Annotated in this window: 17 protein-coding genes and 1 other RNA gene; 6 read left to right on the top strand and 12 right to left on the bottom strand. The window is 68.1% G+C overall.

What is annotated here, in order from left to right; translation table 11 throughout:
* Positions 1 to 2 precede the first annotated feature (2 nt).
* The gene (locus ACEN8G_RS06815; RefSeq protein ID WP_413416517.1) at positions 3 to 2,348 is read right to left on the bottom strand and encodes a glycosyl hydrolase family 95 catalytic domain-containing protein; all 2,346 of its coding nucleotides are present in this window, start codon (positions 2,346 to 2,348) and stop codon (positions 3 to 5) included.
* A 156-nt stretch (positions 2,349 to 2,504) separates the two neighbouring features.
* On the opposite strand from ACEN8G_RS06815, the gene ACEN8G_RS06810 reads away from it, so the two are divergent.
* Positions 2,505 to 2,957: a hypothetical protein gene (locus ACEN8G_RS06810; RefSeq protein ID WP_413416518.1), complete on the top strand. Its 453-nt coding sequence runs from the start codon at positions 2,505 to 2,507 to the stop codon at positions 2,955 to 2,957.
* 128 nt (positions 2,958 to 3,085) lie between these two features.
* Here the strand turns inward: ACEN8G_RS06810 and ACEN8G_RS06805 are convergent, their stop codons facing one another.
* Positions 3,086 to 3,493 carry a Mov34/MPN/PAD-1 family protein gene (locus tag ACEN8G_RS06805; protein WP_413740760.1) on the bottom strand — a complete coding sequence of 136 codons (408 nt, stop codon included), beginning with the start codon at positions 3,491 to 3,493 and terminating at the stop codon, positions 3,086 to 3,088.
* A 12-nt stretch (positions 3,494 to 3,505) separates the two neighbouring features.
* Between ACEN8G_RS06805 and ACEN8G_RS06800 the strand changes: the two genes are divergently transcribed.
* The 4 genes from ACEN8G_RS06800 (at position 3,506) to ACEN8G_RS06785 (ending at position 6,855) form a co-directional block, all read left to right on the top strand.
* Complete coding sequence (locus ACEN8G_RS06800; RefSeq protein WP_413416448.1) at positions 3,506 to 4,453, top strand: RluA family pseudouridine synthase; 948 nt, start codon at positions 3,506 to 3,508, stop codon at positions 4,451 to 4,453.
* A gap of 55 nt (positions 4,454 to 4,508) precedes the next feature.
* Positions 4,509 to 5,411, top strand: a complete 903-nt coding sequence (gene rpoH / locus ACEN8G_RS06795; RefSeq protein WP_307118663.1) for an RNA polymerase sigma factor RpoH — start codon at positions 4,509 to 4,511, stop codon at positions 5,409 to 5,411.
* A gap of 341 nt (positions 5,412 to 5,752) precedes the next feature.
* The gene (gene mtgA / locus ACEN8G_RS06790; protein WP_413740794.1) at positions 5,753 to 6,433 is read left to right on the top strand and encodes a monofunctional biosynthetic peptidoglycan transglycosylase; all 681 of its coding nucleotides are present in this window, start codon (positions 5,753 to 5,755) and stop codon (positions 6,431 to 6,433) included.
* A complete protein-coding gene (locus tag ACEN8G_RS06785) occupies positions 6,433 to 6,855 on the top strand; it encodes an NUDIX hydrolase (protein ID WP_413415053.1) in 423 nt (140 codons plus the stop codon). Before mtgA ends, ACEN8G_RS06785 begins: the two co-directional genes overlap by 1 nt.
* Here the strand turns inward: ACEN8G_RS06785 and ACEN8G_RS06780 are convergent.
* The 7 genes from ACEN8G_RS06780 to ACEN8G_RS06750 form a co-directional block, all read right to left on the bottom strand.
* A complete protein-coding gene (locus ACEN8G_RS06780; RefSeq protein WP_413415052.1) occupies positions 6,821 to 7,612 on the bottom strand; it encodes a TonB family protein in 792 nt (263 codons plus the stop codon). The two genes, ACEN8G_RS06785 and ACEN8G_RS06780, sit on opposite strands and share 35 nt — an antisense overlap.
* Positions 7,613 to 7,681: 69 nt before the next feature.
* Entirely contained in the window at positions 7,682 to 7,966 is a 285-nt protein-coding gene (locus ACEN8G_RS06775; protein ID WP_413415051.1) for a hypothetical protein, read from the bottom strand.
* A gap of 61 nt (positions 7,967 to 8,027) precedes the next feature.
* Positions 8,028 to 8,348, bottom strand: coding sequence for a YbaB/EbfC family nucleoid-associated protein (locus tag ACEN8G_RS06770; protein WP_307118659.1), 321 nt, complete (start codon positions 8,346 to 8,348; stop codon positions 8,028 to 8,030).
* A 2-nt stretch (positions 8,349 to 8,350) separates the two neighbouring features.
* A complete protein-coding gene (locus ACEN8G_RS06765; protein ID WP_413415050.1) occupies positions 8,351 to 9,973 on the bottom strand; it encodes a DNA polymerase III subunit gamma/tau in 1,623 nt (540 codons plus the stop codon).
* Positions 9,974 to 10,033: 60 nt separating this feature from the next.
* A complete protein-coding gene (locus ACEN8G_RS06760) occupies positions 10,034 to 10,855 on the bottom strand; it encodes a hypothetical protein (RefSeq protein ID WP_413415048.1) in 822 nt (273 codons plus the stop codon).
* 165 nt (positions 10,856 to 11,020) lie between these two features.
* Positions 11,021 to 11,118, bottom strand: an RNA gene (gene ffs, locus ACEN8G_RS06755) — signal recognition particle sRNA small type.
* A gap of 67 nt (positions 11,119 to 11,185) precedes the next feature.
* The gene (locus tag ACEN8G_RS06750) at positions 11,186 to 11,410 is read right to left on the bottom strand and encodes a hypothetical protein (RefSeq protein ID WP_413415047.1); all 225 of its coding nucleotides are present in this window, start codon (positions 11,408 to 11,410) and stop codon (positions 11,186 to 11,188) included.
* A 196-nt stretch (positions 11,411 to 11,606) separates the two neighbouring features.
* Here ACEN8G_RS06750 and ACEN8G_RS06745 point away from each other — a divergent pair, with 196 nt between their 5' ends.
* Positions 11,607 to 12,095, top strand: coding sequence for a GNAT family N-acetyltransferase (locus ACEN8G_RS06745; RefSeq protein WP_413415045.1), 489 nt, complete (start codon positions 11,607 to 11,609; stop codon positions 12,093 to 12,095).
* Here ACEN8G_RS06745 and ACEN8G_RS06740 read toward each other — a convergent pair.
* The 3 genes from ACEN8G_RS06740 to ACEN8G_RS06730 are packed head-to-tail and all read right to left on the bottom strand — an operon-like array spanning position 12,092 to position 14,585.
* Positions 12,092 to 12,424, bottom strand: a complete 333-nt coding sequence (locus ACEN8G_RS06740) for a 2Fe-2S iron-sulfur cluster-binding protein (RefSeq protein ID WP_413415044.1) — start codon at positions 12,422 to 12,424, stop codon at positions 12,092 to 12,094. The two genes, ACEN8G_RS06745 and ACEN8G_RS06740, sit on opposite strands and share 4 nt — an antisense overlap.
* On the bottom strand, positions 12,421 to 13,512 hold the full coding sequence (locus tag ACEN8G_RS06735) for a cysteine desulfurase family protein (RefSeq protein WP_413415043.1): 1,092 nt from the start codon (positions 13,510 to 13,512) through the stop codon (positions 12,421 to 12,423). Before ACEN8G_RS06735 ends, ACEN8G_RS06740 begins: the two co-directional genes overlap by 4 nt.
* A complete protein-coding gene (locus tag ACEN8G_RS06730) occupies positions 13,509 to 14,585 on the bottom strand; it encodes a cysteine desulfurase family protein (RefSeq protein ID WP_413415042.1) in 1,077 nt (358 codons plus the stop codon). Before ACEN8G_RS06730 ends, ACEN8G_RS06735 begins: the two co-directional genes overlap by 4 nt.
* Between the last annotated feature and the right edge of the window lie 83 nt (positions 14,586 to 14,668).

Below are 14,668 nucleotides of genomic sequence, written 5' to 3'. Positions count from 1 at the left end.
GCCTAGACGAAATCCGCCACGCCTAGCAGCACCTCGCGCCCCGGCACGATCCGCACCCGGCGCGCCTTCCCGCCCAGACGGACCTCCCGCTCCCCCGCGATCGTGCCGCGCAGCCGGAGCTGCTCCAGCCGCCCGCCCCGCCAGCTGAGATCGAGCGTGCAGCCCCCGCGGGTGCGAAGGCCGGTCACCCGCCCCTCGGGCCAGGCGCGGGGCAAGGCCGGCAGCAGGTCGATCCGCTCGCCCTGATTCTGCACGAGCATCTCGACGATCCCCGCCGCGCCGCCGAAATTGCCGTCGATCTGGAAGGGCGGATGCGCATCGAACATGTTGGGATAGGTGCGCTCCGACCCGAGCAGGAACTTCAGGATCGCATGGGCATGGTCGCCGTCGCGCAGCCGCGCCCACAGGTTGATCCGCCACGCCGTCGCCCAGCCGGTCGCCTTGTCGCCGCGTATCTCCAGGCTGCGCTTCGCCGCGGCGGCCAGCTCGGGGGTACGCTCGGGATCGATCTGGCGGCTGGGATAGAGGCCATAGAGGTGCGAGACGTGGCGGTGGTGCACATCCTCGGCATCGGCATCCCAGTCAAACGGCCATTCCTGCAGCTGACCCTGCTTGCCCACCCGCATCGGCGGCAGCTTGGCCCGCGCCGCCTTGATCTCCCTCACCAGCGCCTTGTCACGCCCCAGCACGCCCGCCGCCGCGATCGTCTGGTCGAACAGGTCGCGCAATATCTGGCTGTCCATCGTCGGCGCGAAGATCAGCGACGCGCCATGGCCATGGTCATTCTCCGGCGACAGCGAGGGATTGGTGACGAGCTGCCCGCTCGCGGGATCGACCTGCAGCGTATCGAGGAAGAACAGGCAGGCGCCGCTCAGGATCGGCCAGATCGATTCCAGATAGGCCCGGTCGGGCGCATATTCGTAATGCTCCCACAGATGCGTGCAGAGCCACGCCCCGCCCATCGGCCAGAGCCCGTATTTCGCCCCGTCGATCGGCGCGGTCGCGCGCCACAGGTCGGTATTGTGGTGGCACACCCAGCCGCGCGCGCCGTACATGTCGCGCGCCGTCTTCGCGCCGGTCACCGCGATCTCGCGCACCAGCTGGACCAGTGGCTCGACGCACTCGGCCAGGTTCGTCGTATGCGCGGGCCAGTAGTTCATCTCGGTATTGATGTTGATCGTGTACTTGCTGCCCCAGGGCGGGCTCGGCTTGTCGTTCCAGATGCCCTGCAGGTTCGCCGCCTGCGTCCCCAGCCGCGACGAGCAGACCAGCAGATAGCGGGCGTACTGGAAGTAGAGCGCGGCGAGCGCCGGATCGTCGCTGGTCTCGGACTCGCGAATGCGCCGGTCGGTCGGCAGCGCCGCCGCCGGCGTGCTGCCCAGGTCGAGCGTCACGCGCCGGAACAGCCGGCGATGCTCGGCCGCAGTCGCGGCGGCAAGCGCCTCGAACCCCTTCTTCCTCGCCGCCGCGATCTGCCGCCCGGTGATCGCGCCCGGATCGCCACTGACATCGTCGAATCGCCTGTAGCTGGTCGCCATCGCGACCCGCAGCACCACGGCATCGGCGCCCTCGACCAGCAGCGCATCGCCCTCGGCACGCACCCGCCCGCCCTTGGCCGCGACCTCCACGCGCGCCTCGAAGCGCAGCGCGCCGGCAATGCCGCCATGGGGATCGTTGCGCCCGCCCAGCACCAGGGTCGCGCCCTCCGCCCGCACCTGCCACTGCTTCTCGGGCGAGGTGAAGGACAGCCGGCACGACACCGAACCGCGCCGGCTCGCGCTCAGCTCCATCGCGATCACCTGGTCGACCGGCGAGGCGATCACCCGCCGCCGATGCGTCACGCCGTCGAGAATGAGCAGCGTCTCGGCCAGCGCCGCGTCGAGATCGAGGCTGCGCCGATAGTCCGTCGCCTTCGCCGCATCGATCCCGGGCAGCGCGATCTCCAGGCTGCCGATCGTCTGGTACGCCGCCTGGCGCAACGGCGTCGCCATCACCTTCTCATTGGCCAGCTTCTCGGCCTCGGCGAACCTGCCTTCGAAGATCAGCCGCCGCACCTCGGGAAGCGCGGCCTTCGCCGCGGGATTGACCGGATCATAGGGCCCGCCCGCCCAAAGCGTATCCTCGTTGAGCTGGAGCCGCTCCTCGGCGATCCCGCCGAACACCATCGCGCCGATCCGGCCGTTGCCGATCGGCAGCGCCTCGGTCCATTCCTTCGCCGGCTGCTCGTACCAGAGCAGGTTGGCGGCCTGCGCGACACCCTTTGCCCGGGCGCCGGGCGCGGCAAGCACGGCCGCCGCCGCCGCGAACAATCCCATCGCCCCGCGCCGGTCGCACGCCATGTCCCGCATCGCCCTCTCCTGCTCGTTATCGGATGCATGATACCGGTATCATCAGCGAATGCGAGCCGACAAGTTGCGACAATTTCGGCTCCTCAACGAGAAATCCGCGCGACACTCCCGGCCTAATTCTCCGTCATCCAGACATCACTGGAGCGGAGAAAAGGCATGATGAAACTGAAACTCGCCGCGCTGCTCGCTGCCGGCGCCCTCACCTTCGGCACCGGTGCCGCGATGGCGGCCCCGCAGGACCGCGCCCCGCCCCGTGCCGAGAAGGCCCAGGGCCCCCGGCACAATCCGATCGACCTCAACAAGGACGGCTTCGTCAGCAGGGACGAATGGATGAAGGCCGCCGCCGCGCGCTTCGAGAAGTTCGACGTCAGCAAGGACGGCAAGCTCTCCCGCGAGGAGCTGCGCTTCGGCCGCTTCGAACAGATGCGCAGGTACGGTCGTGGCCATGGCGGCCGCGGCGGCTGGCATCGCGGCCCGCATGGCGGTCCCCAGGGCGGCCATGGCTTCGGCCCCGGCCGTGAAGGTCCGGGCGGCCCCGACCACCGCATGGGCCCGCCGCCGCCTCCCCCCGCCGACGCACCGGCGCCGGATGCGCCTGCCGGCAACTGAGGCTTCCCGCGCCATCCGGCGGGCCCGTTCCCCGGCGAAAGCCGGGGCCCAGGGTTTCTCTGCCGCATCGCGTGTGACCCTGGGCTCCGGCTTTCGCCGGAGAACAAGGTAGATGAATGCCTGAAGCCCTAGGCCGCGATCTCGATCGGATCGAAGCGCCCGTGGAGCGCACCCCGCTCCACGGCGCGCCAGGCGGTGACCGCATCGCCCCCGACAACCAGCCAGACCTTGCCGTCGGGCGCGGCCATCGCCGCATCGGTGGCCGAGGGCGTCGGGTCGCCGCTCGGATGCGAGTGCCAATAGCCTGCGATTTGGGCGCCGCCTGCCCGCTCTGCCTTCAGCGCGGCGAACAGTGTAGGAGGATCGATCTCGAAATGTATTTCTGGTGTTTCAGCTATATTTTCAGCCACTTGCCAGCCGGAGATCAGATCCGTCGATCCGAACAGCAGTCCACAGGCCTCACGCGGCGCCGCAGCCGCAGAAATCTGCCGAATACCGATCAGTACATATCTTGAAATTTCCAACACCATGCCCATTTACGATAAAACATGAATCCGGGGGTTTCCATCATCGAAGCACGTATCGCGGACACAGCCGATGGCTGGCGTCTGGATCGTGCGCTCGCCGACGCCGTGCCGACCATGTCGCGCGAACGGCTGAAGGTGCTCATCTCGTCCGGCGCGGTCACCGGCCCCCAGGGCCTGGTCCGCGATCCGGCGAAGAAGGCGCTGGGCGGCGGGCTGTACAGCGTCGAGGTGCCCGATCCCAAGCCGGCGCACAACGAGGCGCAGGAGATCCCGCTCCAGGTGGTGTTCGAGGACGAGCATCTGATCGTGATCGACAAGCAGGCCGGGCTGGTCGTCCATCCCGCCGCCGGCAATCTCGACGGCACCCTGGTCAACGCGTTGCTCCACCATTGCCAGGGCTCGCTTTCGGGCATCGGCGGGGAGGCGCGGCCGGGGATCGTCCACCGGATCGACAAGGATACGTCGGGACTGATGGTGGCGGCCAAGCACGACCGGGCGCATGTCGGCCTGGCCGCGCAGTTCAAGGCGCACTCGATCGACCGGCGCTACAAGGCGATCGTCAGCGGCAAGCCGCGCACTTTGCAGGGCGTCGTCGATGCCCCGCTTGCCCGCTCGCCGAACAATCGCAAGAAGGTCGCGATCGTGAAGAACGGCAAGCGCGCGGTCACGCATTGGCGTGTACTTCGTGAACTTCGCGACGCGGCGCTGGTCGAATGCAGGCTGGAAACCGGCCGTACCCATCAGGTGCGGGCCCATATGGCCTCTTTGGGTCATCCGCTCGTCGGCGATCCGGTTTATGGCAGCGTCCGCAAGGCGCACCGTGAACTTCTGGAAACCCTGAATTTCCGGCGCCAGGCCTTGCATGCGGCTCATCTGGGGTTCATCCACCCCATCAATAGTACCGCTTTGGCGTTCGAAAGCGAAATCCCTGCCGACATGCAGGAACTGTTCGATAACCTCATAGTATGATTTCGGGCGGCGCTGGCTTCGGCTATGCGCGCCCTAGGTAAAGGGAGAATAGATCATGGCTAGCGGCAGCAACGTCCCGGCGACGATCCCCGCGCTCGGTGGTGAGCAGAGCCTCAACCGCTATCTGGCCGAGATCAAGAAGTTTCCGATCCTGAGCCCCGAGCAGGAGTTCATGCTCGCCAAGCGCTTCCAGGAGCATGGCGACACGGATGCCGCGGCCCAGCTGGTCACCTCGCACCTGCGTCTCGTGGCGAAGATCGCCATGGGCTATCGCGGCTATGGCCTGCCCGTCTCCGAGCTGATCTCGGAAGGCAATATCGGCCTGATGCAGGGCGTGAAGAAGTTCGAGCCCGATCGGGGCTTCCGCCTGGCGACCTATGCCATGTGGTGGATCCGCGCCTCGATCCAGGAATTCATCCTGCGCTCCTGGTCGCTCGTGAAGATGGGCACCACCGCCGCGCAGAAGAAGCTGTTCTTCAACCTGCGCCGGATGAAGGCCAAGCTCGACGCGTTCGAGGATGGCGATCTGAGTCCTGAGCACCTCACCAAGATCGCCACCGATCTCGGCGTCACCGAGGAGGAAGTCACCTCGATGAACCGCCGCATGGCGATGGGCGGCGACACGTCGCTCAACGTGCCGATGCGCGAGGATGGCGAGGGCCAGTGGCAGGATTGGCTGCAGGACGACAGCGCGCTCCAGGACGAGCAGGTTGCCGAGGCGCAGGAGGCCGATGTCCGTCACGAGATGCTCGTCTCGGCGATGGAGGACCTCAACGAGCGCGAGAAGCACATCCTCACCGAGCGCCGCCTGACCGACGATCCCAAGACCCTCGAGGAGCTCTCGCAGGTCTATGACGTCAGCCGGGAGCGCGTCCGCCAGATCGAGGTGCGTGCTTTCGAGAAGCTGCAGAAGGCGATGATGCGCATCGCCGGCGAAAAGCGCCTGCTCACCGCCTGACGGACGACGTGGGGGATCAAGATCGCGATTCCGGCGCGGAAGGTCCGCGCCAGCCTGAGGCGTCGGCGGACATCCCGCCGGCGCCTTCCGCGTCTGCGCCTCGCCCGCGCGATTGGACGCCGCGCGCGACCACGGCCGGGCAGTCGGAGGAGCTCGGCGCTTCGCCGATGCCAGATCTTCGCCCGCTGGGGACAGACGCAGATCCATTTTCTTCTCCCCGGCGAAGGCCGGTGCCCAGCCCTGAATCAGACTCAGGCGCGGCAGCGCCTCTTCCAGACTCCAAGTCTGGGCCCCGGCCTTCGCCGGGGAAAGAAGAGCGCAAGACCAAGCCCCGCAGGCCGCTGCTCCGCCGCATCCTGTTCTGGATCCTCAAGGCGATCCTCGCCTTCCTGGCCGTCTCGATCGGCATGGTGGTGATCTACAAGTTCGTGCCGCCGCCGATCACCTGGACCCAGATCGGCGACGTGGTCGAAGGCCACGGCGTCACCAAGCGCTGGATGTCGATCAGCCGCATCGATCCCAACATGGCCCGCGCCGCGATCGCCGCCGAGGATGCGCGCTTCTGCACGCATCACGGCTTCGACTTCACCGCGATCGAGCAGGCCTATGCCCGCAATGCCACCGGCAAGAAGAAGATCCGCGGCGGCTCGACGATCAGCCAGCAGACCGCGAAGAACGTCTTCCTGTTCCAGGGCGGCGGTTATGCCCGCAAGGCGCTGGAGGCCTATTTCACCGTCCTGATCGAGAATATCTGGGGCAAGCGCCGGATCATGGAAGTCTATCTCAACGTCGCGGAGACGGGGATCGGCACCTACGGCGTCAATGCTGGCTCCATGCGCTACTTCAAGCACGACGCCTCGCAGGTGAGCCCGCGCGAGGCCGCCCAGATCGCCGCGGTGCTGCCGCTGCCCAAGAAGCGCGCCGCCATCGATCCGCGCGGCTTCACCCGGCGCTACGGCAATGCGATCACCGCGCGCATCGGCACGGTGCGCGGCGACGGGCTCGACGCCTGCATCCGCTGATGACCGCGCCGATCCGCATCGCCGCCGCGCTGATCGACGATGGCGAAGGGCGCATGCTGCTTGTCCGCAAGGCGGGCACCTCGGCCTACATGCAGGCCGGCGGCAAGATCGAGCCGGGCGAGACGCCGCTCGAGGCGCTGCGCCGCGAACTGGCCGAGGAGATCGGCCTGGTCCCTGCCGCCGATCCCGCCTGGCTCGGCCGCTTCGAGGCACCCGCCGCCAACGAGCCCGGCCGCATCGTCGAGGCCGAGATCTTCCACCTCACCGCCGCGCACCAGCCGGTGGTCGCCGCCGAGATCGCGGAGGCCCGCTGGGTCGAGATCGGGCAGGCCGACGCGCTGCCCCTCGCCCCGATGACGCGCACCCACGTTCTGCCGATCGCGCTGGCTATCTCGAAAGCGGTGGGCAGCGCGCCTCGATGAGCCGGGCAGCTTCCGGATCACCCTCCGCCATGAAGACCGACACCTCAGCCGATCCCAGCACCACATAGGCCGTCCCGTTCCGCCAGCCCCAGGGCCCGGTAGCGGATGGCGCGTAGCAAGGCGCCCCGAGCCTTGCCCGAAGTGCCTGGGCCGCCGCGTGCTGCCTGTCGCGCCCGTGGAAGCCGAGCCGCACCGACAGCACCCGCCCGTCCTTCGCGCCGACCAAGAGCGATGCGCCATCGGTGATCTTGGCGCCCAGCCAAGCATCCGAGCCGGCGACGAACAGGCGGCAAATCTCCAGCCCCGCGTCGAGGACCCTGCACGCCCGCTCGCGAAATCCCGAACTGCTGACCGAGGCTCCCAGCACCACGCCGGTATCAGAAGCGAAACGACCGAACACATGCAGCGGATCGTTGGTTGCACCATCTTCGGGCATCCACAGGAACGGCGCCCGCGCGATCCGCGGGCCAGCCCCGGCCGCAAGGTTGAACTGGGCGCGGCTCCGATAGACTGCGCAGGCCCGCGCATCGAGCGAAGCATAGCCGCTGCTCGCGAACACCTCGCATTTGCTCACCCGCCCGTCGGGCCCGACTTCCAGCGTGAGTATGCTGCGACCACCCAGCCCGTGCTCGATCGCCCAGCGCGGATAATCCTCGCTACCGGCGCCGAGCGGCACCACGAGATGCAGCTGCTCCGCATCCTGTGCCGCCGCCGGCGCCGCAGCCATCGCGGCCAGCCCCAACATCGCGTGCTTCATCGCTTCCCCCGGATCGCCCGCAGGAAGCTTCGTCGATCATGATATCGGGTTCAAGCCGGCTTCAGGTCGTCACTCGACCTTCTTGGCGGCATCCTGCGCCGCGTCGCCCACATCCTTGGCGGCGCCGCCGACATCCTTGGCCGCCTGTGTGACGGCGTCGGTCTTGGCATTCTCGCGGTTGTTCGCGTTGAACAGATAGACGGCGCCGATCACCACCGCGATCAGCAGCACCAGCCCGATGATCAGGCCGGTGCCGCCGCCGCCGCGCTCGACCACCACGGTGCCGCCGCCACCCGTCTCGGTGACGCGCTCCGCGGTCACGCCGTCGCTACGCTCGGTTACTCGTTCGACCATGTGCATCCTCCTCTATCTTTGCCGTAGCAACCGTGGAGGAAGAGCGATGGTTCCCCGTGACTTAGAAGGGCAGCTTGAACCCCGGGGGCAGCGGCAGGCCGCTGGTCATCTTCGCCATCGACTCCTGCGACGCCGCATCCGCCTTCGCGCGCGCGTCGTTGAACGCCGCCGTGAGCAGGTCCTCGAGCATGCCCTTCTCGCTCGGGTTGAGCAGCGAATCGTCGATATGGATGCCGATGATCCGGCCCTTGGCCGAGGCCTGGACCTTGACCAGCCCGCCACCCGACGCGCCCTCGACCTCGATCTTGTCGAGATCGGCCTGCGCCTTGGTGAGTTCGGCCTGGACGTTCTGCGCCATGGCCATCATCTTTTCGAGATCCATACTCAACTTCCTGTCTTGGACCAGCCGTTCAATTCGGCTCCGGGAAAGGCTTCCATTGCGGCGGCGACCATCGGCGAAGCGAGCACCGCATCGCGCTCAGCCTTGGCGTTCGCCGCTTGCTCCTCGCGCAGCGTCATCGCCTCCGCGGGCACATCGACGCATTGGAGCTTCCAGTTGGTGCCCGTCAACTCCTTGAGCGCGGCACCCAGCTCCTTCATGAAATCGAAGGGCAGGGGCCGCGCCGCGGCGAACTCGACCTCGGTGCCCTCGAAGCGCACCGGGCGGAGATAGTCCCGCACCTGAGTCGCCAGCTGGAAGCGGCGCTTCTCCTCCAGATAATCGGCGAGCTGGCCAAGCGAGGTCGGCATCGCCGAGCCATTGGGGCCCGGTGCCGCGGCCGGCGCGGCACCGCCGGAGATGGTGACGCTGCCACTGGCGATCTGGCGGGCAAGCTCGCCCGGATCGGGCAGCTGCGAGGCATGGATGACGCGCAGCAGCGCCATCTCCGCCGCCTCGATCGGCAGCACCGCCTTCGCCACTTCGTCATGCCCACGCAGCACCAGCTGCCAGAGGCGATGGAGCGCCGGGAAGCTCAGCCCCGCCGCCCAGCGCTCGAGCGCCTTCAGTTCCTCGGCCGACTGGCCCGAGCTGGCCTGGGTGCCGAGCTTGGCGAGCGTCACCGCGTGCACGGTCTCCAGCAGGGTGCGCAGGACCGCCTGGGGATCGACGCCAAGGTCGTACTGCCCGCGCAGCGAGGCCAGCGCACCCGCCGCATCGCCTTCGAGCAGCAGCCCGAACAAGGTCCGGATCGCGCCGCGATCGGACAGGCCGAGCATGTGGCGCACGGCGTCCGCCTTCACCCCCTCGCCCTCCAGGCCCGCATGCGCGATCGCCTGGTCGAGGATCGACAGGCCGTCGCGCGCCGAGCCTTCGGCCGCACGCGCGATCAGCGACAGCGCCTCGGGCTCCGCCTCGAAGCCTTCGGCCTGCGTCACCCTGGCGAAATGCTCGGCGAGCAGCTCGGCCGGGATGCGGCGCAGGTCGAAGCGCTGGCAGCGCGACAACACCGTCACCGGCACCTTGTTCACCTCAGTCGTGGCGAACAGGAACTTCACATGCGCCGGCGGCTCCTCGAGCGTCTTGAGCAGCGCGTTGAACGCGCTCTTCGACAGCATGTGGACTTCGTCGATGATGTAGATCTTGTAGCGCGCCGAGACAGCCGAATAGCGCGACGCTTCGATGATCTCGCGGACATCGTCGACGCCGGTATGCGACGCGGCGTCCATCTCGATCACGTCGATATGGCGGCCCTCGGCGATCGCCCGGCAGGGCTCGCAGATACCGCAGGGATCGATCGTCGGGCCGCCCTGCCCGTCCGGCCCGATGCAGTTGAGCGCCTTGGCGATCAGCCGCGCGGTCGAGGTCTTGCCGACCCCGCGGACGCCGGTGAGCAGGAAGGCGTGCGCCAGCCGGTCGCGCTTGATCGCGTTGCCCAGCGTGGTGACCATCGCATCCTGCCCGATCAGCTCGGAAAAGGTCTGCGGCCGGTATTTGCGCGCCAGCACCCGATAGGCGTTGTCGCGCGGCTGCGGGGGTTCGTCGAGGCCAAGCAGGGAATCGGACATTATGGTCCTATCTAGGGGCCCGCGGGCCGATTGTCGAAGCCCGGCAGCGATCCCGTTGGACTACATCGATACGGCCTCGATGACGGTCGCGGTCAGGATCGAGATATGATCGTAACGCGGCGCCCGGACGGCCTTGCCCTGGGCATCGCGCGCCGGCTTGAACCGTCCCTTGGCCTTGAGTTCGCTGCAGAAACCCTTGTCCAGCGCATCGCGGCGGCTGGGCAGCAACAGGCGGCAATCATCGACCCGTCCCTCTGCATCCACCCAGTAGAAGGCCGCGAATTCAAAGCCGCCATTCGCCGGCGGCAGCTTCACGAAATCGGTCACATCCCCTTCGGCCTGTGTCGCTATCTGGGCCATAGCGGCAGCGTCGATCCCCAACGTAGCATCAAGGTCCTTCCGGCAGGTATCGAGCGCGGCCCAGGCTGCCGCGAAATTGCCGAGCCGGAATTCGACATCGCCATTGCCGCGGCTCCAGAAGCGCAGACTCGACTTGACCGCATCGGGGTGGTGCGCGGCCAGATCGAGTCGATAGTCTCGTATCCGCGCGCCCGAAGCCGGCCTGACATGGAAGGTCACCGGCTTGCCGATCCGGCTGCCGTCGGCAAAGAGCACGGCCTTGTCGTCGATGGCCTTGCGGGCTTTGCCTTTATCGGCGAACCGCAAGGAAACCTCGGTAGCGAGCGGCTCGCGTTCGAGCGAAAAGATGGCCGGCTCGCCATCGACCAGGAACTTGCGGTTCAGCACGCATTTCCAGTCGGCATAATCGACCGACCATGCCCCGCCCTTCTCGATCACCGTCTCAGACGCAGTCGGGATGTCCTGCGCAAAGGCCACGACAGGCGCCGACAAGGTCATCAATACGGTCAGCCAGCGATGCATCTCGATTCCCCCATTTCGCCGCAGAAGAACGGACCACAGTGACGACTGTCAAGCACAGCACACGCGGCGCCGGACCCGGGCGAATGGATCGAGTTCTTCGTCGGGCGGAAATCCAGCGCATCGCGCAGGCCCGATCGGGCCGGCATCATCGCCAATGCTGCGTGGAAAGGTGGGAGCCGGAACGACCCGCAGCGAAATCGTTGTGGCTGCTTCGTTCCCGATCTGACCAGGTTGGCGACGACTACGTCCGCCCGACTCCCGCGGCGCATATGGGCAAAGTCAGACGGTTAGGCAAGGGCGGGAACGCAGGCACGTTCCCGCCCCCGGAAATTAACGCCAGTAACGGACCTTGCGGCACACGCGCTGGCGGTGGCCGTGGCGCCAGGTGGTCTTGCAGACATTGCGCCAATAGACGCGCTTGCGCGCATGCGGACGGTGGTGCTGGAACTCGGCCTTCGCCGCGACGGCGGGAGCCGACGGTGCGGCAGCGGCATTGGCGGCCGGAAGCGCAAGCGTCGCGGCAGCAGCGGCCGCGAGGATCGGAAGCAGTTTCATGGTGTTCTCTCTCCTGCTGGCGGGGGAAAGACCCGCATGGGCGGAAACCGGAACGATCGTTTCGGTTCCATGCACGATCCTGAAACGAGACGGATTGCGCGTGCCTGAATGTCTGGTTCGTTGCCGCAATGTGTTAAATCTGGCGACAGGGCGCTGCGCCATCGCTTCCGCCCTTCCGCGATGCTAGCCCGCCGTGATGGACAAGGCAGCAATACGGCGTTTCGTGCCCGCCGATCAGGACGGCGTGGCCGCGCTGATCGTATCGATCCAGAATGAGGAATTCGGCATCGCGATCACCGCGGAGGACCAGCCCGACCTCCACGAGATTCCGGACTTCTACCAGCGCGACGCCGGCGACTTCTGGATCGCCCAGGCGCCTGGCGGCGAGATTGTCGGCACGATCGGGCTCAGGGACATTGGCGAGGGTGCCGCGGCGTTGCGCAAGATGTTCGTCCACTCCGGCTATCGCGGTGCCGGCGGCCTGGCCCGCGCGCTGCTCGACACCCTGCTCGACCATGCCCGGGCCCAGGGCCTGTCGCGCCTCTATCTCGGCACGACCGACCGCTTCCTCGCCGCCCACCGCTTCTATGCGCGCAACGGCTTCCAGCCGGTCGACTCGGCGCTGCTGCCGCCGACCTTCCCGCGCATGATGGTGGACACGCGCTTCTACGCGCTGGCGCTCTAGCGGCCCTGCATGTCGCGGTGCCCGGCTGGCATCCGCACCACGAGCCCGTCCAGCTCGGGCGTGAGCAGGATCTGGCAGGCGAGCCGGCTGGTGCGCACCGCGCCCACTGCCAGGTCGAGCATGTCCTCCTCTTCCTCCGCCGCGCGGGGGAGCCGGGCGAAATGCTCGGGATCGACGATCACATGGCAGGTCGAGCAGGCCATCTGCCCTTCGCAGGTGCCCTCGAGCGGCTGGCCGTCATTCTGCGCGACCTCGAGCAGGCGCAGACCTTCCTCGGCCTCTACCTGATGCGAGACGCCATCGGCGCTGACGAAGGTGACGCGGATCATGCGGCGCGGCTCTGCGCGCGGGCAGCGGCGACGATCCGGTCGATCGCGTGGAGCAGCTCGTCCTCGCTGGTGTAGCGGCCAAAGCCGATGCGGATGCTGGAGCGCGCCTCGGCATCGCTGAGACCGATCGCAGCCAGCACATGGCTCGGCCGTCCCGATCCGCTCGCACAGGCGGAGCCCGCCGAGAAGGCGACGTCACGAAGGTCCGACATCAATCGCGCCACATCGAGCCCGTCATGGCGCAGGTTGAGATTGCCGCGATAGCGGTCCTCCTGCGCGCCGTTGAGTACCCAGTCGCCCGCGATCCGGCTCAGCGCCGCGCGGTAGAGCTGCTCGACATGGGCATGGTCGGCACCGAAGCGCTGCTTGGCGAGCTTCGCCGCCGCGCCGAACCCCGCGCAGAGCGCCGGCGAGAGCGTGCCCGAGCGCCCGGCCGGCTCCTGCCCGCCGCCATGCATCAGCGGCTCGATCGTCACCCCGTCACGGATCCACAGCGCACCGACGCCCTTGGGTCCGTGGATCTTGTGCGCCGAGACTGCGATCAGGTCGCAGCCATCGGGCATGCGCACCCGGCCATAGCCCTGTACCGCGTCGCACAGGAACAGCGCGCCGGCTTGGTGGGCGAGATGCGCCAGTTCCTCGACCGGCTGGATCACCCCGATCTCGTTGTTGACCAGCATCGCGGCGACAAGGCCGACGCCCGGCTTGATCGCCTCCCGCGCCGCGGCGAGATCGACCAGTCCTTCCGGCCCTACCGGCAGCACGGTCACTTCCCTGCCCTTGCGCGCTTCCGCAGCGACCGTGTCGAGCACCGCGGCATGCTCGGTGGCGATCGTCACGATCCCGCCCATGCTGCCCTTGATCGCCCAGTTGAGCGCCTCGGTCGCGCCGCTGGTGAAGCTGACCTTGCCCCCCGGCGGCAGCAGCCCGGCGACCTCGTCGCGCGCAACCTCCACTGCCGCCCTGGCCGCGCGGCCGGGGGCGTGCGCGGAGTGCGGATTGGCGAAATTGATCTCCAGCAGCGGCAGCATCGCGGCCAGCGCCTCGGGGGCGAGCGGCGTGGTCGCCTGATAGTCGAGATAGGTCATGCAGCCCTGTTTCTGGCCTCGATCGCGATCTGGCGCCAGAGGGTCGTGAAGGCATCGACCTCGACTTCGGTCGTCCCGCGTCCGAAACTCACCCGCACCACCTCGCGCAGCGCCGGCTCCTGCCAGCCCATCGCGGTCAGCACATGGCTGGGCCGCATGCTCCCCGAGGAGCAGGCGCTGCCCGCCGAGATCGAGATGCCGGCCATGTCGAAGCGGATCAGCTGCGCGGCCGAGGACACGCCCGGCATCCGGTACGCCCCGATCAGCGGGCTGCGCGACGTGCCCGCGCCAACGACTTCGCCGCCCTCCGCCAGGATCACCGCCTCGAGCCGGTGGCGCAGCGCCGCCATCGGCGCGAGGTCCTCGGGCAGAGACACCACGGCAGCATAGCCGAGCGCGCCGGGCAGGTTCTCGGTCCCCGCGCGATAGCCCTTTTCCTGCCCGCCCATCGGCAGCAGCGTGCCGAAGTCGCGGACCAGCAGCGCCCCGATCCCCGGCGGGCCGCCACGCTTGTGCGCCGATACCGCGACCAGGTCGGCATGGCGCAACACCGCCGCCGAGGCGCGGGCCGGCATCTGCGCCGCGTCGACGAGCAAGATCCCGCCCGCCGCGCGGACGATCTCCGCGATCGCCTCGATCGGCTGAATGACGCCTGTCTCGCTGTTCGCCCATTGCACGCCGACCAGCGTGCGCGGCCCGTCCGCCAGCGCGGCACGCAGCGCGCCGAGGTCAAGCACGCCGTCCGCATCCACCGGCAGCACCTGCGCGCCCTCGGCATGGCGCAGCACCGAATCATGCTCGACCGCGCTGATCAGCCGGCGCGGCGCCATCGACCGGGTCAGCGCCATATGCAGCGATTCGCTCGCCCCGCTGGTGAAGATCAGCTCGTGCGCCCAGCCATAGGCGGCGGCCAAGTCGGAGCGCGCCTTTTCCAGCGCGGCGCGGGCGGCGCGGCCCTCGGCATGGGGCGAGCTGGGATTGGCCCAATGGCGCATCCCCGTCTCCACGGCCGCGAGGGCTTCCGGCAGCATCGGCGTGGTCGCGGCGTGATCGAGATAGATGCGGTCGGCCAAGTTGCTCTCGTAATAATTGCGTAAGACGGCGCGGTGCCTATATAGCGCCCAACTCACCGCGCTCCACTGCGCGCCTCCAATTC

It is taken from the genome of Sphingomonas sp. Sphisp66 (assembly GCF_047324325.1).
GTDB lineage: Bacteria > Pseudomonadota > Alphaproteobacteria > Sphingomonadales > Sphingomonadaceae > Sphingomonas.
This window is presented reverse-complemented; position numbering and strand designations above follow the sequence as displayed.